The sequence below is a fragment of the Streptomyces sp. NPDC031497 genome, from assembly GCF_055580905.1.
Genome location: NZ_JBVIKO010000027.1, coordinates 118,176 through 139,136, shown reverse-complemented (window position 1 = coordinate 139,136; position 20,961 = coordinate 118,176). Strand labels below are relative to the sequence as shown.

The 20,961-nt window shown below is 71.1% G+C and carries 17 protein-coding genes and 1 riboswitch; of the genes, 6 read left to right on the top strand and 11 right to left on the bottom strand.

All coding sequences use genetic code 11. The features are described from left to right. Positions 1–301 precede the first annotated feature (301 nt). The 4 genes from ACZ5K7_RS39305 to ACZ5K7_RS39290 all read right to left on the bottom strand — a co-directional run bounded on the left by ACZ5K7_RS39305 (position 302) and on the right by ACZ5K7_RS39290 (position 5,165). Positions 302–997: a GntR family transcriptional regulator gene (locus tag ACZ5K7_RS39305; protein WP_351709601.1), complete on the bottom strand. Its 696-nt coding sequence runs from the start codon at positions 995–997 to the stop codon at positions 302–304. Between the two features lie 212 nt (positions 998–1,209). After that, positions 1,210–1,965 (bottom strand): M23 family metallopeptidase, encoded by a 756-nt coding sequence (locus ACZ5K7_RS39300; protein ID WP_468921655.1) that lies wholly within the window; start codon positions 1,963–1,965, stop codon positions 1,210–1,212. Positions 1,966–1,977: 12 nt separating this feature from the next. Then, positions 1,978–2,141, bottom strand: a riboswitch (cyclic di-AMP (ydaO/yuaA leader). A 235-nt stretch (positions 2,142–2,376) separates the two neighbouring features. Beyond that, positions 2,377–3,765, bottom strand: a complete 1,389-nt coding sequence (locus tag ACZ5K7_RS39295; RefSeq protein ID WP_351709607.1) for a M16 family metallopeptidase — start codon at positions 3,763–3,765, stop codon at positions 2,377–2,379. Next, positions 3,762–5,165 (bottom strand): M16 family metallopeptidase, encoded by a 1,404-nt coding sequence (locus tag ACZ5K7_RS39290; RefSeq protein ID WP_351709610.1) that lies wholly within the window; start codon positions 5,163–5,165, stop codon positions 3,762–3,764. Before ACZ5K7_RS39290 ends, ACZ5K7_RS39295 begins: the two co-directional genes overlap by 4 nt. 280 nt (positions 5,166–5,445) lie before the next feature. Here ACZ5K7_RS39290 and ACZ5K7_RS39285 point away from each other — a divergent pair, with 280 nt between their 5' ends. Beyond that, positions 5,446–7,902 carry a DNA gyrase/topoisomerase IV subunit A gene (locus ACZ5K7_RS39285; protein WP_468921670.1) on the top strand — a complete coding sequence of 819 codons (2,457 nt, stop codon included), beginning with the start codon at positions 5,446–5,448 and terminating at the stop codon, positions 7,900–7,902. On the opposite strand, the gene ACZ5K7_RS39280 is transcribed toward ACZ5K7_RS39285, so the two are convergent. Together ACZ5K7_RS39280 and ACZ5K7_RS39275 are read right to left on the bottom strand one after the other, a co-directional pair. Next, positions 7,899–8,969 carry a CobW family GTP-binding protein gene (locus ACZ5K7_RS39280; RefSeq protein WP_351709613.1) on the bottom strand — a complete coding sequence of 357 codons (1,071 nt, stop codon included), beginning with the start codon at positions 8,967–8,969 and terminating at the stop codon, positions 7,899–7,901. The genes ACZ5K7_RS39285 and ACZ5K7_RS39280 overlap by 4 nt on opposite strands. Before the next feature lie 132 nt (positions 8,970–9,101). Then, the gene (locus ACZ5K7_RS39275) at positions 9,102–10,265 is read right to left on the bottom strand and encodes a citrate synthase/methylcitrate synthase (RefSeq protein WP_468921649.1); all 1,164 of its coding nucleotides are present in this window, start codon (positions 10,263–10,265) and stop codon (positions 9,102–9,104) included. A 109-nt stretch (positions 10,266–10,374) separates the two neighbouring features. Between ACZ5K7_RS39275 and ACZ5K7_RS39270 the strand changes: the two genes are divergently transcribed. The 4 genes from ACZ5K7_RS39270 (at position 10,375) to ACZ5K7_RS39255 (ending at position 15,157) form a co-directional block, all read left to right on the top strand. Further along, entirely contained in the window at positions 10,375–11,631 is a 1,257-nt protein-coding gene (locus ACZ5K7_RS39270) for a citrate/2-methylcitrate synthase (protein WP_468921646.1), read from the top strand. A 107-nt stretch (positions 11,632–11,738) separates the two neighbouring features. Beyond that, positions 11,739–12,683, top strand: coding sequence for a sucrase ferredoxin (locus ACZ5K7_RS39265; protein WP_468921643.1), 945 nt, complete (start codon positions 11,739–11,741; stop codon positions 12,681–12,683). 141 nt (positions 12,684–12,824) lie between these two features. Then, positions 12,825–14,480, top strand: coding sequence for an ATP-binding protein (locus tag ACZ5K7_RS39260; protein WP_468921641.1), 1,656 nt, complete (start codon positions 12,825–12,827; stop codon positions 14,478–14,480). Next, positions 14,477–15,157: a response regulator gene (locus tag ACZ5K7_RS39255; RefSeq protein ID WP_351709628.1), complete on the top strand. Its 681-nt coding sequence runs from the start codon at positions 14,477–14,479 to the stop codon at positions 15,155–15,157. The genes ACZ5K7_RS39260 and ACZ5K7_RS39255 overlap by 4 nt, the downstream gene beginning before the upstream one ends. A 6-nt stretch (positions 15,158–15,163) precedes the next feature. On the opposite strand, the gene ACZ5K7_RS39250 is transcribed toward ACZ5K7_RS39255, so the two are convergent. The 3 genes from ACZ5K7_RS39250 to ACZ5K7_RS39240 form a co-directional block, all read right to left on the bottom strand. Continuing rightward, positions 15,164–16,207, bottom strand: coding sequence for an ABC transporter substrate-binding protein (locus ACZ5K7_RS39250; RefSeq protein ID WP_351709631.1), 1,044 nt, complete (start codon positions 16,205–16,207; stop codon positions 15,164–15,166). Positions 16,208–16,269: 62 nt separating this feature from the next. Further along, a complete protein-coding gene (locus tag ACZ5K7_RS39245) occupies positions 16,270–17,133 on the bottom strand; it encodes an ABC transporter permease (RefSeq protein ID WP_351709634.1) in 864 nt (287 codons plus the stop codon). Next, positions 17,123–17,938: an ABC transporter ATP-binding protein gene (locus ACZ5K7_RS39240; protein ID WP_351709637.1), complete on the bottom strand. Its 816-nt coding sequence runs from the start codon at positions 17,936–17,938 to the stop codon at positions 17,123–17,125. The genes ACZ5K7_RS39245 and ACZ5K7_RS39240 overlap by 11 nt, the downstream gene beginning before the upstream one ends. A 158-nt stretch (positions 17,939–18,096) precedes the next feature. Here ACZ5K7_RS39240 and ACZ5K7_RS39235 point away from each other — a divergent pair, with 158 nt between their 5' ends. Continuing rightward, on the top strand, positions 18,097–18,789 hold the full coding sequence (locus ACZ5K7_RS39235) for a response regulator (RefSeq protein ID WP_351709640.1): 693 nt from the start codon (positions 18,097–18,099) through the stop codon (positions 18,787–18,789). Positions 18,790–18,804: 15 nt separating this feature from the next. On the opposite strand, the gene ACZ5K7_RS39230 is transcribed toward ACZ5K7_RS39235, so the two are convergent. Then, positions 18,805–20,397: a solute symporter family protein gene (locus ACZ5K7_RS39230; RefSeq protein WP_468921635.1), complete on the bottom strand. Its 1,593-nt coding sequence runs from the start codon at positions 20,395–20,397 to the stop codon at positions 18,805–18,807. Further along, positions 20,397–20,951 carry a DUF485 domain-containing protein gene (locus ACZ5K7_RS39225; protein ID WP_468921632.1) on the bottom strand — a complete coding sequence of 185 codons (555 nt, stop codon included), beginning with the start codon at positions 20,949–20,951 and terminating at the stop codon, positions 20,397–20,399. The genes ACZ5K7_RS39230 and ACZ5K7_RS39225 overlap by 1 nt, the downstream gene beginning before the upstream one ends. Positions 20,952–20,961: the final 10 nt, after the last annotated feature.

Below are 20,961 nucleotides of genomic sequence, written 5' to 3'. Positions count from 1 at the left end.
TTTGTCAGTTACCCCCCACCCCCCCCCCCCCCCACACCCACCCCCCCCCCCCCCCCCCCCTCCCCCCCCCCCCCTCCGCCGTTCCCGCCGCCGTGACGTCGCTCGGCGCCGGTCTTCTCGAAGAGCCACCCTTTATACGGGACCGGACTTTGCGCCGGGCATAGTTAATTCCCCATCGGGCACGCCGATGACGCGCCACCGGAAATTCTGGGCGCGCGCGAAATATGGGCGATGGAGACCGACAGAGGGCAACGGAAATAGCGCTCCACCGAATAACCCCTCTTTGTATACGGCGCCCGTGTTAATGCCGCAGGCCCGACATGTTTACGGGATGTTGCGAAGTCCTCACACCGTTCGCCCGGTCCGTGCCGCCGGAAAAGCGCAGCCGGTGGGAGACCGCGGACCGCTCGGTGTGCAGCGCGGTGATCGCCCGCGCGCGTTCGCTGTCGCCGCGCGTCACCGCGTCCACGATGGCGCCGTGCTCGGCCCAGGACTCCACGGGGTTGGCGGGCGCGTCGACGGCGTACATCCAGGCGATCTTGTGCCGCAGCTGGGTGAGTGTCGAGGTCAGGGCGTGGCTGCCGGTGGCCTGGGCGAGCGTCTCGTGGAACCAGCCGCCCAGGGAGCGCAGGTCCTCGCTGCCGCCCCTGCGGGCCCGTTCCTGGCCCAGCCTGACGAGTCCGCGCAGCACCTTGAGGTGGGCCTCGGTACGGCGCTGGGCGGCCCGGGATGCGCCGAGCGGCTCCAGGAGCAGGCGCATCTCCAGCAGGTCGGCGGCCTCCTGCTCGGTCGGTTCCGCGACGCACGCGCCCGCGTGCCGGCGCGTCACCACGAAGCCCTCGGCCTCCAGGGTGCGCAGGGCCTCGCGGACGGGGACGCGCGAGACGCCGTAGCGACGGGCCAGGAGTTCCTCGGTGAGCCGGCTGCCGCGCTCGTAGACACCCGCGACGATGTCGTCCCGGATCGCCGTGCATACCGAGTGCGCCGGAATACGCATGTCCGACCTCCGCCTTAATCCCCGTGAAACGCCGCCGAGTGGCGTCCGTTCCGTGACTCTATTGCAATGGGCGGGAATTTCCGACGGCGGCCCTGAATCCATGCATATTTTTTGGACACCGGGGTCACGAAAACGGCGAAAGCCCCGGCTCGGGGCCGGGGCTTCGGGACTCTCGCCGTGCGACGTCACAGGGCCGTCGCCATGTGCTCGGGTCAGACGTTCACGCCGTGCTTGCGGAGGTAGGCGACCGGGTCGACGTCCGAGCCGTACTCAGGGGTCGTACGGGCCTCGAAGTGGAGGTGGGGGCCGGTCACGTTGCCGGTAGCGCCGGAGAGGCCGATCTGCTGGCCCGGGGTGACCTTCTGGCCAACCGAGACGCCGATCGACGACAGGTGACCGTACTGGGTGTACATGCCGTCGGCCATCTTGATGACGATCTGGTTGCCGTAGGACCCGCCCCAGCCGGTGGAGACGACCGTGCCGGTGCCGACGGCGTGCACCACCGTGCCGGTGGCGGCGTGGAAGTCGATGCCGGTGTGGGCGCCGGAGGACCACAGGGAGCCGCCGGTCTTGTAGCCGGTGGAGACGTACGAGCCGGAGATCGGCGCGACGAAGGCGTTGAGGCGCTTGCGCTCCGCCTCCCGCGCGGCACGAGCCTCGGCCTCGCGCTCCTTCTTGGCCTTCTCGGCGGCCTTCTTGCGTGCGGCCTCCTCGGCCGCCTTGCGCTCGGCGGCGGCCGTCTGCGCGGCGGCCTGGGCGTCGATCTGGTCGGCGACCGAGTCGCTGACGGTGATGACCGGGGTGAGGCCGGTCTGCTCGACGGAGTTCTCGGCGGCGAGCGCCGGGGCGGCCGAGACGGTGCCGATGACACCCGTGGTGGTGAGGGCCGCGATGCCGGCGGCCTGCGCGGTGGTGCGCTTGACCCGACCGGGACGACGGTGCTTCCCGGAGGCGCACATGAACGCCATGTAGAGGTTGGTCCTTTCCTTCCCTCTCGCCTACCGGGTTAGCTGACGGGTTCGGAGCAGGAAGGTCTCCTACGGGCCCCCTCGCGGCTCGCGCGGGCGCCCGATTCACCCCAGGGACTGCGTGGGTCCCCGGCTCCCCTGGCTCGCGCCGTACGGGGACTCGGCGATGACTGTCCGGTGCCGCGGGCGCGGCGCACTGCCTGACGAACAGTCCGGAAGAACCTACGAGGACGCCTGAGCAATGCTCAAACGGATCACGGCTTTTGTCGCGCATCCCACAGGGCAGACAGGCAACCTCCGCCCTAATTCGGACATTCGGCAGCCCTGGTGACGCAACAGTCACCAGGGCCGCTTCACGCGCGTGCCGCTCGTCCGGCCGCGCCGCTTGCTTCGCCGCTCGCCGCGCGAGGCTTACTCCGCGGCGACGACCGTCACTTCGCCGATACCGAGGGCCTCGACGGGCTCCTGGATCTGCGCCGCGTCGCCGACCAGGACGGTCACCAGGTGGTCGACCGGGAAGGCGTTCACGACCGCCGCGGTGGCCTCCACGGTGCCGGTGGCGGCCAGTTGCCGGTAGAGCGTGGCCTGGAAGTCGTCGGGCAGATGCTGCTCGACCTGGTCGGCCAGGGTGCCGGCGACGGCCGCCGCCGTCTCGTACTTGAGCGGTGCCACGCCGACGAGGTTCTGCACGGCGACATCGCGCTCGGCGTCCGTGAGGCCCCCGGAGGCGAGGGTGCGCAGCACCGTCCACAGGTCCTGGAGTGCCGGGCCGGTGTTCGGGGTGTCCACGGAACCGCTGATGGCGAGCAGCGAGGCGCCTGAGCCGTCGGGGGCGGACCGCAGGACCTGCCCGAAGGCGCGGACACCGTACGTGTAGCCCTTCTCCTCGCGCAGGACACGGTCCAGGCGCGAGGTGAGGGTGCCGCCCAGGCAGTAGGTGCCGAGCACCTGGGCGGGCCAGACGCGGTCGTGCCGGTCGGCGCCGACGCGGCCGATGAGCAGCTGCGTCTGGACGGCTCCGGGGCGGTCCACGATGACGACACGGCCGGTGTCGTCGGCGGAGACCGCGGGCACCGGCCGGGGCTGGGCGGTGGAGCCGCGCCAGGCACCCAGCGTCTCGCCGAGCAGCTCGTCCAGGTCGATGCCGGTCAGGTCGCCGACGACGACCGCGGTGGCGGTGGCCGGCCGCACGTGCCGGTCGTAGAACGCGCGTACGGCGGCCGCGTCGATCTTCTCTACGGTGTCCTCGGTGCCCTGGCGCGGCCGGGACATCCGCGCGGTCGACGGGAACAGTTCCTTGTAGAGCTGCTTGGCGGCCCGGCGGCTGGGGTTGGCCAGCTCGTGCGGGATCTCGTCGAGGCGGTTGCGGACCAGCCGCTCGACCTCGCTGTCGGCGAAAGCGGGTGCCCTCAGCGCGTCGGAGAGCAGCCCGAGCCCCTTGCCCAGGCGGGAGGCGGGGACCTCCAGGCTGAGCCGGACGCCGGGGTGGTCGGCGTGTGCGTCGAGGGTGGCGCCGGCCCGCTCCAGCTCGGCGGCGTAATCCTCGGCGGAGTGCTTGTCGGTGCCCTCGGAGAAGGCGCGCGCCATGATCGTGGCGACGCCGTCCAGGCCGGCCGGCTCGGCGTCCAGGGGCGCGTCCAGGAGCACCTCGACGGCGACGACCTGCTGGCCGGGGCGGTGGCAGCGCAGCACGGTCAGGCCGTTGTCCAGGGTGCCGCGCTCGGGTGCCGGGAAGGCCCAGGGCCGGGCCTCGCCCGCTCGGGGCTGGGGGTGGAATTCCATGGTGGCGAGCTCGGTCACTTGGCCGTCTCCTCGTCGTCGTGCTCGGCGGTGGCGGCCTCGACCGTGGCCTCGGCCTCGGGGTCCTCGGGTACGTCGGCGTCCTCGACCGTCTCCGGGGACTTGGGCTCGTAGACGAGCACCGCGCGGTTGTCCGGCCGCAGCCGGGCCTTGGCGACCTCCTGGACCTCTTGCGGGGTCACCGCGAGGACGCGCTGGACGGCGGTCAGGGCGAGCTGCGGGTCACCGAACAGGACGGCGAACCGGCACAGTTCGTCCGCGCGGCCGGCGACGGTGCCCAGCCGGTCCAGCCACTCGCGCTCCAACTGGGCCTGGGCGCGCTCCATCTCCTCGGGCGTGGGACCCTCCTCGGCGAACCGGGCGAGCTCCTCGTCGATGGCGGTCTCGATGACCGGCACCTCGACGTCACCGGAGGTCTTCACGTCCAGCCAGCCCAGGGAGGGCGCACCGGCGAGCCGCAGCAGGCCGAAGCCGGCGGCGACAGCCGTACGGTCGCGCCGCACGAGGCGGTTGTAGAGGCGGGAGGACTCGCCACCGCCGAGGACGGTGAGGGCCAGGTCGGCCGCGTCGGACACGCGCGTGCCGTCCTCCGGGAGCCGGTAGGCGGCCATCAACGCGCGCGCGGGCACCTCCTCCACGACGACCTCGCGCAGCTGCTCGCCCATGATGTCGGGCAGCGAACCGTCGCGCGGGGCGGGCTTGCCGTCGTGCGCCTGGATGGAGCCGAAGTACTTCTCGATCCAGGCGAGGGTCTGCTGGGGGTCGATGTCGCCGACCACCGAGAGCACCGCGTTGTTGGGCGCGTAGTAGGTACGGAAGAACGCCCGCGCGTCCTCCAGGGTGGCCGCGTCCAGGTCGGCCATCGAGCCGATCGGCGTGTGGTGGTAGGGGTGGCCCTCCGGGTAGGCGAGCGCGGTCAGCTTCTCGAAGGCGGTGCCGTAGGGGACGTTGTCGTAGCGCTGGCGGCGCTCGTTCTTGACGACGTCCCGCTGGTTCTCCATGGACTCGTCGTCCAGGGCGGCGAGCAGGGAGCCCATGCGGTCGGCCTCCAGCCAGAGGGCGAGCTCCAGCTGGTGGGCGGGCATGGTCTCGAAGTAGTTGGTGCGCTCGAAGCTGGTGGTGCCGTTGAGCGAGCCGCCGGCGCCCTGGACGAGCTCGAAGTGGCCGTTCCCCTTCACCTGGGCGGACCCCTGGAACATCAGGTGCTCGAAAAGGTGAGCCAGGCCGGTACGTCCCTTGACTTCGTGCCGGGAGCCGACGTCGTACCAGAGGCAGACCGCCGCGACCGGGGTCAGGTGGTCCTCGGAGAGCACCACGCGCAGACCGTTGGCCAAGCGGTGCTCGGTCGCTGTCAGGCCTCCGGAGCCTGTCTCGGCCGTGGTCGTGTGACCCATGGGCATGTACGTCCCTTCACTCGCGTCACTCACTCGCGGAAGCGGTCTCGAACCGCGGTTTTCCTGCCGGTCCTGCCACTGTATGCAAGCGTGCCGGGACCCGGCGAAGTTCCCGCACCACGTACGCCCACAGCGGATCGCGTAGCCTGCGTCCGACCCGCTCCCGAACGCCTCCGTGGCACCGGGGCGGGCCGCGGAGACCGGGGCCTGGCCCGGGTTGTCAGTACCGCGGTCCACAATGGTCAGCGTCAGATCCCGTTCACGCATGAGCAAGGAGCCGGCAGCGATGGCCCGCCGCAGCACGAAGACCCCGCCGCCCGACGACTCGTACGAGGAGAGGATCCTCGACATCGACGTCGTGGACGAGATGCGCGGCTCCTACCTCGAGTACGCGTACTCGGTCATCTACTCGCGCGCTCTGCCGGACGCCCGCGACGGCCTGAAGCCGGTGCACCGCCGCATCGTCTACCAGATGAACGAGATGGGTGTGCGCCCCGACCGCGCCTATGTGAAGTGCGCGCGCGTGGTCGGCGAGGTCATGGGCAAGCTGCACCCGCACGGCGACGCGTCGATCTACGACGCGCTGGTGCGCATGGCCCAGCCGTTCTCGATGCGTGTCCCGCTGGTCGACGGCCACGGCAACTTCGGCTCGCTGGGCAACGACGACCCGCCGGCCGCCATGCGGTACACCGAGTGCCGGATGGCCGAGGCGACCAGCCTGATGACCGAGTCGATCGACGAGGACACGGTCGACTTCACGCCCAACTACGACGGCCAGGAGCAGGAACCGGTGGCGCTGCCCGCCGCGTTCCCGAACCTGCTGGTGAACGGCTCCTCGGGCATCGCTGTCGGCATGGCGACCAACATGCCGCCGCACAACCTGGGCGAGGTGATCGCGGCCGCCCGCCACCTGATCCGCTATCCGAACGCGGACCTGGACACGCTGATGAAGCACGTGCCGGGCCCCGACCTGCCCACCGGCGGGCGGATCGTCGGTCTGGAGGGCGTCCGGGACGCGTACGAGACGGGCCGCGGCACCTTCAAGATCCGGGCAACGGTGGCGGTGGAGGCGGTGACGGCCCGCCGCAAGGGCCTGGTCATCACCGAACTGCCCTTCACGGTCGGTCCCGAGAAGGTCATCGCCAAGATCAAGGACCTGGTCAACGCCAAGAAGCTGCAGGGCATCGCCGACGTCAAGGACCTCACCGACCGCGAGCACGGGCTGCGTCTGGTCGTCGAGATCAAGAACGGCTTCGTGCCGGAGGCGGTCCTGGAGCAGCTCTACAAGCTGACGCCGATGGAGGAGTCCTTCGGCATCAACAACGTCGCCCTGGTGGACGGGCAGCCGCTCACCCTGGGCCTCAAGGAACTGCTCGAGGTCTACCTCGACCACCGCTTCGACGTGGTCCGCCGCCGCAGCGAGTTCCGCCGCACCAAGCGCCGGGACCGCCTCCACCTGGTCGAGGGTCTGCTCACGGCCCTGGTCGACATCGACGAGGTCATCCGGCTGATCCGCTCCAGCGACAACAGCGCTCAGGCCAAGGAACGCCTGATGGAGCGCTTCTCGCTGTCGGAGATCCAGACCCAGTACATCCTGGACACGCCGCTCCGCCGGCTGACCAGGTACGACCGCATCGAGCTGGACGCGGAGAAGGAAAGGCTCACCGCGGAGATCGCCGAGCTGACCCGGATCCTGGATTCGGACGCGGAGCTGCGCAAGCTGGTCTCGGCCGAACTGGCCGCGGTGGCGAAGAAGTTCGGCACCGAGCGGCGCACGGTCCTGCTGGAGGCCTCGGGCGCCCCGGCGTCCGTGGTGCCGCTCCAGGTGGCCGACGACCCGTGCCGGGTGCTGCTCTCCTCGACCGGCCTGCTGGCGCGCACGACGAACGGCGAGCCGTTCCCCGAGGACGCCGACGGCAAGCGGGCCAAGCACGACGTGATCGTCTCGGCGGTCCCGGCGACCGCCCGCGGCGAGGTCGGCGCGGTGACCTCCTCCGGCCGCCTGCTCCGCATCAACGTGGTCGACCTCCCGCAGCTCCCGGAGACGGCGACCGCCCCGACCCTCGCGGGCGGCGCGCCCCTGTCCGAGTTCCTCTCCCTGGAGGACGGCGAGTCGGTGGTCTGCCTGACCACGCTGGACGAGTCCTCGCCGGGTCTCGCCCTCGGCACCGAGCAGGGCGTGGTCAAGCGTGTGGTTCCCGACTACCCGTCCAACAAGGACGAGTTGGAGGTCATCACCCTCAAGGAGGGCGACCGGATCGTCGGCGCGATGGAGCTGCGCACCGGCGAGGAGGACCTGGTGTTCATCACGGACGACGCGCAGCTGCTGCGGTACCAGGCCTCCCAGGTGCGCCCGCAGGGCCGGCCGGCGGGCGGTATGGCGGGCGTCAAGCTCACGGAGGGCGCGAAGGTCATCTCCTTCACGGCGGTGGACCCGGCGGCCGACGCGGTGGTCTTCACGGTGGCCGGTTCGCGCGGCACGCTCGACGACTCGGTGCAGACGACGGCCAAGCTGACCCCGTTCGACCAGTACCCGCGCAAGGGCCGCGCCACCGGCGGAGTGCGCTGCCAGCGGTTCCTGAAGGGCGAGGACTGCCTGGCCTTCGCCTGGGCGGGCCCGGTGCCGGCGAAGGCGGCCCAGAGGAACGGCACGCCGGCGGAGCTCCCGGAGGCCGACCCGCGCCGGGACGGCTCGGGTGTCTCGTTGCCGAAGACGGTGTCGGTGGTGGCGGGCCCGGTCTAGGCCTCGTAGCCCTGCTCAGGGTCTTCTTCCAGGCCCTGTACGTAGCGCAGGACGCCCCACATGCCGTGCTCGTCGGCGTGCGGGGCGTCGCTCGTACACGCGTCCAGTTCCTTGCGCAGGGCGGCCGGGGCGATGCCGGAGCCGATCAGCACGAGCTGCGTCAGCCGCTCCTCGTCCCGCCCCCAGGGCTCCGGGTAGAACCGCAGAAACCGTCCCACGGCATGCACGGCGTACCGGTTCCCGGTGTCGTACGGCCCGAAGTCGACGTACCCCTTGATCCGGTAGAGCCCCTCGGGCCGGCTGTCGAGGAAGGCCATGAGCCGACGGGGATCGAGGGGCCGGCCGGAGACGAAGGACAGGCTGTCGTACCGGGTGTGCAGGTGTCCAGCGTGCTCGTCGCCTTCTCGATGCTCGTGCAGATCGTCGAAGGACAGCTGCCCGACGCGCTCCTCGCCGGGCCGGCAGTCGAAGAGGAACTCGGGGTCGATACGGCCGTAGGTGGCCGGGACGACGGCGGCCCCGTGGTCACTGAGCGACCGCACCAGCGCCAGGACACCCTCGCCGCCCCGCTCGGCCCGGTCGAGCTTGTTGACGACGACCAGGTCCGCGAGGGCGAGGTGCCGGTCGATCTCGGGGTGCTTCGCGCGCGTGTCGTCGAACTCGGCGGCGTCGACCACCTCGACGAGGCCGCCGTAGACGATGCCGGGGTGCTCGCTGGCGAGCAGCATCCGGACGAGTTCCTGGGGTTCGGCGAGACCGCTCGCCTCGATGACGATGACGTCGACACCGGTGGCCGGGTTGGCGAGCCGCTCCAGGTACAGGTCCAGTTCACTCGCGTCGACGGCGCAGCACAGGCAGCCGTTGCCGAGCGAGACGGTGGAGTCGCCGAGCGCGCCGGCCACGGCCATCGCGTCGATCTCGACGGCCCCGAAGTCGTTGACGATCGCCCCGATCCGGCTGCCTCCGCTGCGGTGCAGCAGGTGGTTGAGGAGCGTGGTCTTCCCGGAGCCCAGGAATCCGGCGAGCACGACGACCGGGATCTGCTGGGGGCTGCGGTGGTGCTCCAACGGGGGCCTCTTTCGTGCGGCGGGGGATGTGGGCCGGTCCAGGATAGGAAACGACCCGCCACCGAGAACCGCGCCCGTCGCCCCAGGCGTGCCGACCCGGGAACGACGGTGCGTGACGATCGCCGCGGAGGCCTACCGAGCCGCGGCCGCCATCTTCGGCTCCGGTCCCACATACCGTGCCACCGGCCGGATGATCTTCGAGTCCGCCGCCTGTTCCAGGATGTTGGCGCTCCAGCCGACCGCGCGGGCCGCCGCGAACGTCGGGGTGAACATCTCCCGGGGCAGGCCGCAGAGTTCCATGACCACGCCCGCGTAGAACTCGACGTTGGTGTGCAGTTCGCGGCCGGGCTTCAGTTCGGCGAGGATGCGCTCCACTTGGCGTTCGACCTCGACGGCGAACGCGACCCGCGGGCCGCCGAAGTCCTGCGCGATCTCGCGCAGCATGCGGGAACGCGGGTCCTCCGTACGGTAGATCGCGTGCCCGAAGCCCATCACGCGGTCACCGGCCAGGACCCGTTCGCGGATCCACGGGTCGATCCGGTCCGGCGTGCCGATCGCGTCCAGGGTGTCCAGCGCTCGGCTGGGCGCACCCCCGTGCAGGGGCCCGGACAGCGCACCGACCGCCCCCACGAGGCAGGCCGCGACGTCCGCGCCGGTCGACGCGATGACGCGGGCGGTGAATGTTGATGCGTTGAATCCGTGATCAATGGTTGAGATCAAGTATTGCTCGACCGCACGCGCCTGCCGGGGATCCGGTTCCGAACCCGTCAACATGTACAGGTAGTTGGCCGCGTACGACAGGTCCGCGCGCGGCTCCACCGGGTCGAGCCCCTGCCCGAGCCGGTACAGCGCGGTGAGCAGTGTCGGTACGGCCGCACAGGCGGCGACCGTGTCGGCGCGCCGCCGGTCCGCGTCGATGTCGTACACCGGCCGGAACCCCTGCGCGGCGCCGAGCAGTGAGAGCGCCGTGCGCATCCCGGCCAGCGGTCCGGACCCGCCGCTCGCCGCGGCCACCGCGGGCAGGGCCGCCCGGACCCCGTCGGGCAGGCGCCGCAGTGCGGCGGTCTCGGCGGCGAAGGCGGCGGCACTCTCCGCGTCGGGCAGTTCGCCGTGGACCAGGAGATGCCAGACGTCCTCGAAGCCACGGGTGCGCGCGAGTTCGACGGCCGAGTACTGACGGTAGTGGTAGAAGCCCTCGATCCCGCGGACGTCCCCCACCTCGGTGTCCGTGACGACGACACCGGCGAGCCCGCGCGGCACCTCGACAAGGGCCGACGCGCTCCTGTTGACGGTCATGACGTGCCTCCGTTTTGCTCCCTGAACTTGATTCGACTGTCTATGCTTGACTTATCACCTGTCAATATTGATCCAATCAACACATGCTGGATACGACTACGGTGGCGCCATGCGCGATCAACAACCCGCTCCCGGCAGTCCCGCGCGGCGGCTGAGCACCAAGGAGACCGCCGAACTGCTCGGCGTGAAGCCCGAGACCGTGTACGCCTATGTGAGCCGCGGTCAGCTCAGCAGCAGGCGCGAGCCCGGTGGCCGCGCCAGCACCTTCGACGCCGGCGAGGTGGAGGCGCTCGCCCGGCGCAACAGGCGTGAAGCCGTGGGAACTTCGGGCTCCGGCGGGGATCTGTCGGTGCGTACCCGGATCACCCTGATCGAGAAGGACCGCTACTTCTTCCGGGGCGTCGACGCCACCGAGCTCGCCGCGCGCCACTCCTACGAGGAGGTGGCCGAGTGGCTGTGGACGGGCCGGATGACCCCGGGCGTGTCCCTCACCGCCCCGGAGGCCACCGTCGCCGTGGCCCGCCGGGCCGTCGACGCGCTGCCGGAGCACACCTCCCCCACCGACCGGCTGCGGGTCGCCACGATCGCCTCGGCCGCCGAGGACCCGCTGCGCTTCGACCTGTCCGAGGACGCCGTCCTCGGCACCGCGCGCGTGCTGATCCCCACCCTGGTCGCCGCGCTGCCGGTACAGCGCGAGCGCCGGCCCGACGACGGTCCGCTGGCCCACCGGCTGTGGCGCCGGCTGACCGGCATCGACCCCAGCGACGCGGCGCTGCGCGTGCTGGACACGGCGCTCGCCCTGCTCGTCGACCACGACCTGGCCGCCTCCACGCTGGCGGTCCGGCTCGCCGCCTCCGCGCGCGCCCACGCGTACGCGGCCGTGTCGGCCGGGCTCGGCGTCCTCGAAGGCCCCCTGCACGGCGCCTCCAGCGGCCTCGCCCACCGGATGCTGCTCGACGTCCTCGACCAGGGCACCGCCGTCCCGGTGATCGCGGACGAACTCCGCGCGGGCCGCCGCATCCCCGGCCTCGGCCACCGGCTCTACCAGGGCGAGGACCCGCGCGCGCGGGTCCTGTTCGGCCTCCTGGAGGAGGTCCCCCGCGCGGAGCCCGCGCTGCTCGCGGCCCGGGACATCGTCGCCACGACCGCCCGGCATGCTCCGCTGCACGCCAACGTCGACCTGGCGCTGGCCGTGTTCACGGCCTCCTGCGGCATGCCCGCCACCGCGGGCGAGACGATCTTCGCGGTCGCCCGGACGGCGGGATGGATCGCGCACGCCCTGGAGGAGTACGGGGAGCGCCCGCTGCGGATGCGTCCCAGCGGTCACTACGTCGGTCCGAAGCCGCCACAGCCCCTGCCGGAGTAGCCCACCCACGCAGCCCACCCACGCAGCCCACCCGGGTAGCTCTCCGGAGAGGCGAACGGGCCGGGGCCGGAAGTCACTCCGGGCGAACTCAGGTTAGGCTCACCTCTGTGAGTAGGTGCGCAACCGTCTCCCGGATGCTCGACGAGCCCGTTTCCGGCACCGCCGCCACCGCGGCGACGTGGCTGCTGCTGGAACAGCCCGGCCCGTGGGGTGCCAAGGCGCTCACTTCGAGCCATCTGGACCCCGCGCTGGGCCGCGCCCTGGAGGCCGCCGCCAAGGGGACCGGCGTGCGGATCGCGCTCATCCGCCGCCCCGGCCGGCACGCCGATCCGGGCACCCCCGCCATTCGCCAGGTGTACGCCGCCCACACGGTGCCCGGGAACGTCTGGCTGCACAGCGCCGCCACCCGCGACCCCGGGCGGCTGCTCGGCCTCGACTTCGCCGCGCTCGGCGCGGGCGACCACCGTTCGTTCGGTACGGCGCTCGGCGGACGGCCGCACGCGGGCAGCCCCCTCGCGCTCGTCTGCACCAACGGCAAGCGCGACCGCTGCTGCGCCCTGCTGGGCCGCCCGCTCGCCGCGGAACTGGCCGCGTCCGGTGTGGAGGGCACCTGGGAGGTCACTCATCTGGGTGGTCATCGCTTCTCGCCGACGGTGCTCGTCCTGCCGTACGGCTACGCGTACGGCCGCGCCGAGGCCCATGCCGTCAAGGAGGTCCTGCACGGCGCCCAGGAGGGCCGTGTGGTGCTGGAGGGGTGCCGTGGCTGCTCCGCCTGGGATCGGCCCGGCCAGGCGGCCGAGCTGGCCGTGCGCGAGGCGGCGGGCGAGTACGCGGCGGGCGTGCTGAGCGTCGCACGGACCGAGGGCGCGGCCCCGCACTGGGACGTCACCGTCGCCCACTCCGACGGCCGGCGCTGGCGGGTCGGCGTGGCCCAGGGCACCTCCCTGCCACCCCGCGCGGAGAGCTGCGGGGTGTCGGTGCTGGGGTCACCGGCCCGGATGGACGTGGTGTCGCTGCGGGAACTGCGGACGGCGACGGCTCTGGCGAGCTGACGCGACCGCGCGGGGTGAGCTGAGGCGACCGCGAAGGGTGAGTTGGCATGACCCCGACGGCGGATTTCCCCAAGGAATAGTCAAGAGATCCACGCCACACCCCCTACGGCCGGACCCGCACCCCCACGTACCGTCGTGGGCATGAGCCCCACTCCTCCCGCGCGCCGCCTGCGTCTCGGCCTGCCCCGACGAGCGTTCTCGCAGGTCCTGCTGATGCAGGTGGTGATCGCCGCGGGGGTCGCGGTGCTGGCGACCGGCCTCTTCCTGGCACCGCTGAGCAAACAGCTGGACCAGGAGGCGATGCGCCGGGCGCTGGCGATCGCCCAGACCACGGCCCAGGATCCGCAGATCGCCGAGGGCGTCCTCACCACGCAGCCGAGCACGACCGGCCCGGTGCAACGGGAGGCGGAGCGGATCCGGAAGGCCACCCGCGCCGAGTACATCGTTGTGATGGACCTGCGGGGGTACCGGTGGTCGCACACCACGCTCTCGGAGATCGGCCGCCATGTGTCGACGGACCCGAAGGAGGCACTGGCCGGCAAGGAGGTCATGCAGATCGACAACGGCACCCTGGGCCGCTCCGCGCGCGGCAAGGTGCCGTTGTACGACTCGCAGCACCGGATCATCGGGGCGGTCTCGGTCGGTATCGCGTACGACAGCGTGCGTGCGCGTCTGCTCAGCGCGATCCCCGGGCTGTTCGCCTACGCCGGCGGCGCTCTCGCGGTCGGTGCGCTGGCCGCCTGGCTGATCTCCCGGCGGGTCCAGCGGCAGACCCGCGACCTGGCCTTCTCCGACATCTCGGCGCTGCTCGCGGAGCGCGAGGCGATGCTGCACGGCATCCGGGAGGGCGTCGTCGCCCTCGACCGCGCCGGGCGCATCCGCCTGCTGAACGACGAGGCGAGACGGCTGCTCGGCATAGGCGACGAGGCCGTCGGAGTGTCTCCTGACGAGGCGCTCGGCGAGGGCCGTACGACCGATGTCCTGGCCGGCCGGGTGACCGGCACCGATCTGCTCACCGTGCGCGGCCAGCGGGTCCTGGTCGCCAACCGCATGCCCACCGACGACGGCGGCGCCGTCGCCACCCTGCGCGACCGCACCGAGCTGGAGCAGCTCGGCCGCGAACTCGACTCCACGCGCGGGCTGATCGACGCCCTGCGCGCCCAGGACCACGAGCACGCCAACCGTATGCACACCCTGCTCGGGCTGCTGGAACTGGAGATGTACGACGACGCCGTGGACTTCGTCGGAGAGGTGGTGGGCGACCACCGGGTCACCGCCGAGCAGGTCACCGAGAAGATCCAGGACCCGCTGCTGGCCGCCCTGCTGGTCGGCAAGGCCACCGTCGCGGCCGAGCGCGGGGTCGCCCTGTGGGTGTCGGACCGCACCCGGCTCCCGGACCGGCTGATCGACCCCAGGGGCCTGGTCACGGTCGTGGGCAACCTCGTGGACAACGCCCTGGACGCGGTCGCCGGCACTCCGCACGCGCGCGTGGAGGTCGAGCTGTGCGCCGAGGGGCGCGCGGTCGTCCTCAGGGTGCGCGACACCGGGCCGGGGATCCCGGCGGAGCAGCGGGAGCTGGTCTTCACCGAGGGGTGGTCCACCAAGAAGCCGCCCGCGCACGGCAAGCGCGGCATCGGCCTCTCGCTGGTGCGCCGGCTCGCCGAACGGCAGGGCGGCACCGCGGCCGTGGGCGAGGCGGACGGCGGGGGCGCGCAGTTCACGGTCGCGCTTCCCGAGGCGCTGACCGAGCAGGAACCGGAACCGGCGCTCGTCCCGGCCGACGAGGAGGGGCGATGATCGAGGTCCTGGTCGTGGACGACGACACCCGGGTCGCCCGGGTCAACGCCGCCTACGTAGAGAAGGTGCCCGGCTTCCGGGTGGCCGGCGAGGCCCACAACGCGGCGGACGCGTTGCGCCAGTTGGAGGCGCTGCCCCGTCTCGACCTGGTCCTCATGGACCATTACCTGCCCGACGACACGGGCCTCGCGGTGGTCCAGGAGATGCGTCGGCGCGGTCACCAGACCGACGTGATCATGGTGACGGCGGCCCGGGACGTGTCGACCGTGCAGGCGGCGATGCGGCATGGCGCCCTGCAGTACCTGGTCAAACCGTTCGCGTTCGCGGGACTGCGCGCCAAGCTGGAGGCGTACGCGCAGCTGCGGCGCACCCTGGACGGCGGCGGCGAGGCCGAACAGGCCGAGGTGGACCGCATCTTCGGCGCCCTGTCCACGACGTCCGAGCCGGACCTGCCCAAAGGGCACTCCCCCACCACGGCCGAACTGGTGCGCCAGTCCCTGATGAACGCCGAGGGCCCGCTGTCGGCCCAGGAGATCGCCGAGCGGACGGGGGTGAGCCGCCAGACCGCCCAGCGCTATCTGAAGCTCCTGGAGCGCACGGGACGGGCCCGGCTGACCCTGAAATACGGCGACGCGGGCCGCCCCGAACACCGTTACGTGTGGGCGACCCGCGGCTGAGACGTGCTACTTGGCGGCCTCGACGAACTCGGTCGTGTACGTCTTGGCGAGGTCGACATCGGCGTTCTGGATGTTCGTGTTGAACGCCTTGAGCACCTTCTCCACGGTCTCCGGACCGTTCTCGGGCATCACGCCGTCGTCGGTGAACATCGGCAGCGTGCTCTTGATCGACTGCGTGTAGAGAGCCTTGTCGCCCTGGGCGTAGTCGGCGGGCATCTTGGCCGCGATCTCGTCGGCGCTGTGCGTGGACATCCACTTGAGCGTCTTGACGAATGCATTGACCAACTTCTGGACGGTGTCCTTGTGACCGTTGACCCAGTCCGTCTGCATGTACAGGCTGGACGACGGGTACGGGCCGCCGAGCGCCTTCTGGGAGCCCTCCGGCGTCCGCATGTCCACCAGGACCTTGCCCGCCTTCTTGTCCAGGATCGTCGCGACGGTCGGATCGGTGGTCATGCCGCCGTCGATCGAGCCCTGCTGGAGCGCCGAGATGAAGGTCGCGCCCGCTCCGACGGCGACCGGCGAGAAGTCGCTGACCTTCACCCCGTTCTTGACGGCGAGGTACTTGGTGAGGAAGTCGGTCGACGACCCGAGGCTGGTGATGCCGAGCTTCTTGCCCTTGAAGTCCGCGGGCGACTTGATGTCGCCGGCCGCCTTGGTGGAGACAACCTCCACCTCACCGGGCGCGCGCGAGAACTGCACGACGGACTCCACCGCCTTGCCCTTGGTCTGGAGGTCCAGCGTGTGGTCGTAGAAGCCGACGGTCCCCTGGACCTGCCCGGCGACGAGCGCGGTCTCGGCCTGTACGCCGGCGGGCTCGGTCAGCAGCTCCACGTCGAGGCCCTCGGCGTCGAAGTAGCCGAGCCGCTGGGTGAGCATGGCCGGCATGTAGATGACCTTGTCCAGGCCGCCGACCATGATCTTGACCTTCGTACCCTTGCCGGAGCCGGTGGAGGCCGTGCTCGCCGCGTCGTTGGCACAGGCGGTGAGGGAGGAGACGGCGAGCAGGCCGGCGGCGGCCAGGGTGCAGTATCTGGCGGACTTGCGCATGCGGTTCACGTCCTTGTGAGAGGGCGGTGCGGGGAGGAGCAGAGGAAGCGGGAGGGGGGTGGTCAGCTGTCGGAGTCCGACGGCTTCCAGCGGAAGATTCGGCGCTCGGCGAAGGTGAGCAGCCCTTCGGCGGCCAGCGCGACGACGGCGAGGATGACCATCGCGGCGTACACACCGGCCGCGTTGAAGGTGCCCTGCGACTGCGCGACGAGCAGGCCGATGCCCTTGGTGGCGCCGATGTACTCGCCGACGATCGCGCCGATGAGGGCGAAGCCGAAGCTGACGTGGAGGCTGGTGAAGATCCAGGAGGTGGCGGACGGGATGACGACCTGGAGGGTCACCCTGCGGTCGCTCGCGCCGAGGATGCGGGCGTTGGCGACCAGGTTGCGGTCGACCTCGCGGGCGCCCTGGAAGGCGTTGAAGAACACCGGGAAGAAGACCAGTACGACGGCGGACGCGACCTTGGAGGAGGCGCCGAGCCCGAACCAGATCACGAAGATCGGGGCGAGCACGATCCTGGGGATCGAGTTGAGCACCTTGATGTATGGACCAAGGACATCGGCGAGGAAGCTGATCCGCCCCAGCGCGATACCGAAGACCACACCGGCGATGACACCGATGACCCAGCCGAGCAGCGCCTCGTAGAGGGTGTACCAGATCTGCTCGCCCAGGGGGCCGAGCGCGGTGCCATGGGTCACCCAGGTCCAGATCTGGTCCCAGATCTTCGACGGCATCGAGAAGTTGAACGGGTCGATGACCTCGGCCCGGGACAGGGCCTCCCAGAGACCGAGCACGGCCACCAGGAGCAGCACGCGCACGGCGAACACGATCGCCTTGCGTCTGCGGGCGGCCTGGGCCCGCGACTGCGCGCGGTCCGGGGCCTTGGCCGTCTCGACGACCGGTGTGCTGAGGGTCTCAGGCGACATGAGCGGCACCCCTCTCACGGGTGATGCGGACCTCTTCGCCGAGGGACTCCCAGATCTCGCGGTAGATCTCGATGAACCGCGGTTCCAGACGCACCGACTCGACCTTGCGGGGGCGGGGCAGGTCGATGTCGAAGACCTGTTTGACGGTCGCCGGCCCGGCGGTCATGACGACGACCTTGTCGGCCAGCGCGATGGACTCCTCCAGGTCGTGGGTGACGAAGACGACCGAGGCGCCCGTGCCCTCCCACAGTTCAAGCAGTTCGTCCGACATCAGGGCCCGGGTCTGCACGTCGAGCGCGGAGAACGGCTCGTCCATGAGCAGGATCTCGGGGTCGTTGACGAAGGTCGCGGCCAGCGCCACGCGCTTGCGCTGACCGCCGGAGAGCTGGTGTGGGTAACGGTCCTCGAAGGCGGCGAGACCGACCTTGGCCAGCCAGGCGCGGGCCTTCTCCTTCGCCTCCGCCTTGGGCACGCCCCGGAAGCGGGGGCCGGCCATCACGTTGGAGAGCACGGTCCGCCAGGGGAAGGTGGCGTCCTGCTGGAAGACGAAACCGACCTTGTCGCCGACGCCGGCGACCGGCTGACCGGCCACCAGCACATCGCCCTCGCTGGGCTCCTCCAGCCCGCTGACCAGGGTCAGCGTGGTGGACTTGCCGCAACCCGTCGGCCCTACGACGGCCACGAACTCACCACGCCCCACGGTGAGGTCAAGGTCGCGGACAGCCGTGTGCAGACCCCCCGACGGGGTCTTGAAGATCTTGCTCGCGCCCCGCAGCTCGATGGCGGGGCTGGTGTCTGCGCTCATGGGCCGGGACGGTATGTGTGAGCCGGACCACGACAGCAGTCTTCTGGGCGCAAGCCGTTCTTTTGCTCGCAAGCATCTGTTGTGCTCTTTTTGCTCGCGCTACAACTGCGGAGCCGAAACACGGGCTTAACGCTCGCCGGCCTTGAAGGAGAGGCCTGATGATTGACGTCCTGGTGGTCGATGACGACTTCCGCGTCGCTGAGATAAACGCCAAGTACGTGGGGAAGGTTCCCGGCTTCCGGGTGGCCGCCCGCGCGCACAGCGCCGCCCAGGCCCTGGCCGCCGTGAACCGCGGCACCATCGACCTGGTCCTGCTGGACCACTACCTGCCGGACCAGACCGGCCTCGAACTCGTCCACCGGATGCGGGAACAGGGACATGGCACCGACGTCATCATGATCACGGCCGCCAGCGATGTGACCACCGTCCAGAAGGCCATGCGCCTGGGCGCCCTGCACTACCTGGTCAAACCGTTCACCTTCGCCGCCCTGCGCACCCGCCTCGACTCCTATGCGGCCCTGCGCCGTACCGTCGACCGGGTCGGCGGCCGGGGCCTGACGGGCCAGGAGCAGGTCGACCGGATCTTCGGAGCCCTGCGCACCTCACCGGCACCGTCCGCGCCGGGCCTGCCCAGCGGCCAGTCCGAGCCCACGACGGACCTCATCTGCGGTGTCCTGCACCGCGCCGACCATCCGCTCTCCGCCCACGAGGTCGCCGCCGAGACCGGCCTCAGCCGCTCCACCGCCCAGCGCTACCTCCGCCATCTGGAACAGGCGGGCCGACTCCGCCTCTCCCTGAAGTACGGCGACACGGGCCGCCCGGAGCACCGGTACGCCTGGGTGGCGCCGTAGCGGCTCCGCGGCGGGTCAGACGGCCCCCGCCCCGGTCAGCGACCGCACCTCGGTCTCCGCGTGCTTGGCCTCGTCCGGGACCTCGTCCGAGGTGACGGTGCCCAGCCAGCCGGCGAGGAAGCCCAGCGGGATGGAGACGATCCCCGGGTTCTGCAACGGGAAGTACTGGAAGTCCACGCCCGGGAACAGCGCGCCCGGGCTTCCCGACACCACCGGCGACAGCACCACCAGTGCCAGCGCCGGAACCAGCCCGCCGTACACGGCCCATACCGCGCCGCGAGTCGTGAAACCCCGCCAGAACAGCGAGTACAGCAGCGCGGGCAGGTTCGCGGAGGCGGCCACCGCGAAGGCCAGCCCCACCAGGAAGGCGACGTTCATGTCACGGGCCAGCAGGCCGAGGGCGATCGCCACCACCCCGATGCCGACCGCAGCCGTGCGCGCCACCGTCACCTCGCTGCGCTGCTTGGCGTGCGGCCTGCGCAGCGAGGCGTACAGGTCGTGGGCGACGGAGGCCGAGGAGGCGAGGGTGATCCCGGCGACCACCGCGAGGATCGTCGCGAAGGCGACGGCCGCGACCACCGCGAACAGAACCGTTCCGCCTGTGGAGCCCGCGCCACCGCCCAGATCGAGCGCCAGCAGCGGAACAGCCGTGTTCCCCGACGCGTTCGACGCGCGCACCGCGTCCGGCCCGACGAGGGCGGCCGCCCCGAAACCGAGCACGATCGTCATCAGGTAGAAACCGCCGATCAGCCCGATCGACCAGACCGCCGAACGCCGTGCCGCCCGCGCCGTGGGCACCGTGTAGAAACGGGACAGGATGTGCGGCAGCCCCGCTGTGCCCAGCACCAGCGCCAGCCCCAGGCTGATGAAGTCCAGCCGCGCGCTCCAGCTACCGCCGTACTTGAGGCCCGGCGCCAGGAACGCCTGCCCGTGTCCGCTGCGGTCGGCTGCCGTGAGCAGCAGGCGGTCGATGTCGCCGTGGAACCGCATCAGCACCAGCACGGTCAGCACCACCGTCCCGCTGAGCAGCAGGACCGCCTTCACGATCTGGATCCAGGTGGTCGCCCGCATCCCTCCCAACGACACATAGATCACCATCAGTGCGCCGACCCCGATGACCGTCCACGCCTGCGCGGCCTGGCTCGTCCGCCCCAGCAACAGCGCCACCAGGCTGCCCGCTCCCACCATTTGCGCCACCAAATAGAGAACGGACACGGTGATCGAGGAAGTTCCCGCCGCGATCCGCACCGGCCGCTCCCGCATCCGCGCCGCGATCACATCGGCGAGCGTGAACCGCCCGCAGTTGCGCACCAGTTCGGCCACCAGGAACAGCACGACCAGCCAGGCGACCAGGAAGCCCACCACATACAGCAGCCCGTCGTAGCCGAAGAGCGCGATCAGCCCGGTCACACCCAGGAAGGAAGCCGCCGACATGTAGTCGCCCGCGATGGCAAAACCATTTTCCATCGGGGAGAAGAGCCGCCCGCCGACGTAGAACTCCTCCGCCGAACCATGCCGTCTCCGGCTCACCCACGTCGTGATTCCGAGCGTCACCGCGACGAACGCGCTGAACAGCAGCAACGCCAGCGTCTGATGATGCCCCGTCATCACTCACCACCCCGAGCGCCCCGAGTCAGCTCCTGGGTGTCCCAGCGCAGCTCCAGCGCGGCACGGTCCCTGCGCAACCGCGCATGCCGGGCGTAGGCCCAGGTGAGCAGGAACGTGGTGAGGAACTGCCCGAGACCCGCGACCATCGCCACGTTCACCGCCCCCGCGACGGGCCTGGCCATCAGCCCCGGCGCACTCGTCGCGGTCACCACGTACCCCACGTACCAGGTGAGGAAGACGGCGACTCCCGGCACCACGAACCTCCGGTAGCGGCTGCGTACCTCCTGGAAGGCCGCGCTGCGCTGCACCTCCAGATACACGTCACGGGCGCGAACGGCCGCCCCCTCCCACTCCGTTCGCGAGGCCGGCACGGCGGGAGACGGTACCCCGGTGCCGTCCAGCTCGCCCCAGCCGGAGGCCAGTGCGTCGTACCAGGGGTCCTCGTACCTGACTTCTCGGGAGGCCGTGCCGTACTCGCCCTGGTCCTCGTGCTGCTCGGCCGAACTCTCGGGACCGCCCTCGCCGTCGCGGTGGCGACCGTTGCTTGACTGCATGCCCAAGGAT

Excerpts from the sequence above, each read along its gene's own strand:
- ACZ5K7_RS39305 (WP_351709601.1), bottom strand. The coding sequence starts at position 997 with ATGCGTATTCCGGCGCACTCGGTATGCACGGCGATCCGGGACGACATC.
- ACZ5K7_RS39300 (WP_468921655.1), bottom strand. The coding sequence starts at position 1,965 with ATGGCGTTCATGTGCGCCTCCGGGAAGCACCGTCGTCCCGGTCGGGTC.
- ACZ5K7_RS39290 (WP_351709610.1), bottom strand. The coding sequence starts at position 5,165 with ATGCCCATGGGTCACACGACCACGGCCGAGACAGGCTCCGGAGGCCTG.
- ACZ5K7_RS39285 (WP_468921670.1), top strand. The coding sequence starts at position 5,446 with ATGGCCCGCCGCAGCACGAAGACCCCGCCGCCCGACGACTCGTACGAG.
- ACZ5K7_RS39275 (WP_468921649.1), bottom strand. The coding sequence starts at position 10,265 with ATGACCGTCAACAGGAGCGCGTCGGCCCTTGTCGAGGTGCCGCGCGGG.
- ACZ5K7_RS39270 (WP_468921646.1), top strand. The coding sequence starts at position 10,375 with ATGCGCGATCAACAACCCGCTCCCGGCAGTCCCGCGCGGCGGCTGAGC.
- ACZ5K7_RS39260 (WP_468921641.1), top strand. The coding sequence starts at position 12,825 with ATGAGCCCCACTCCTCCCGCGCGCCGCCTGCGTCTCGGCCTGCCCCGA.
- ACZ5K7_RS39255 (WP_351709628.1), top strand. The coding sequence starts at position 14,477 with ATGATCGAGGTCCTGGTCGTGGACGACGACACCCGGGTCGCCCGGGTC.
- ACZ5K7_RS39250 (WP_351709631.1), bottom strand. The coding sequence starts at position 16,207 with ATGCGCAAGTCCGCCAGATACTGCACCCTGGCCGCCGCCGGCCTGCTC.
- ACZ5K7_RS39245 (WP_351709634.1), bottom strand. The coding sequence starts at position 17,133 with ATGTCGCCTGAGACCCTCAGCACACCGGTCGTCGAGACGGCCAAGGCC.
- ACZ5K7_RS39240 (WP_351709637.1), bottom strand. The coding sequence starts at position 17,938 with ATGAGCGCAGACACCAGCCCCGCCATCGAGCTGCGGGGCGCGAGCAAG.
- ACZ5K7_RS39235 (WP_351709640.1), top strand. The coding sequence starts at position 18,097 with ATGATTGACGTCCTGGTGGTCGATGACGACTTCCGCGTCGCTGAGATA.
- ACZ5K7_RS39230 (WP_468921635.1), bottom strand. The coding sequence starts at position 20,397 with ATGACGGGGCATCATCAGACGCTGGCGTTGCTGCTGTTCAGCGCGTTC.
- ACZ5K7_RS39225 (WP_468921632.1), bottom strand. The coding sequence starts at position 20,951 with ATGCAGTCAAGCAACGGTCGCCACCGCGACGGCGAGGGCGGTCCCGAG.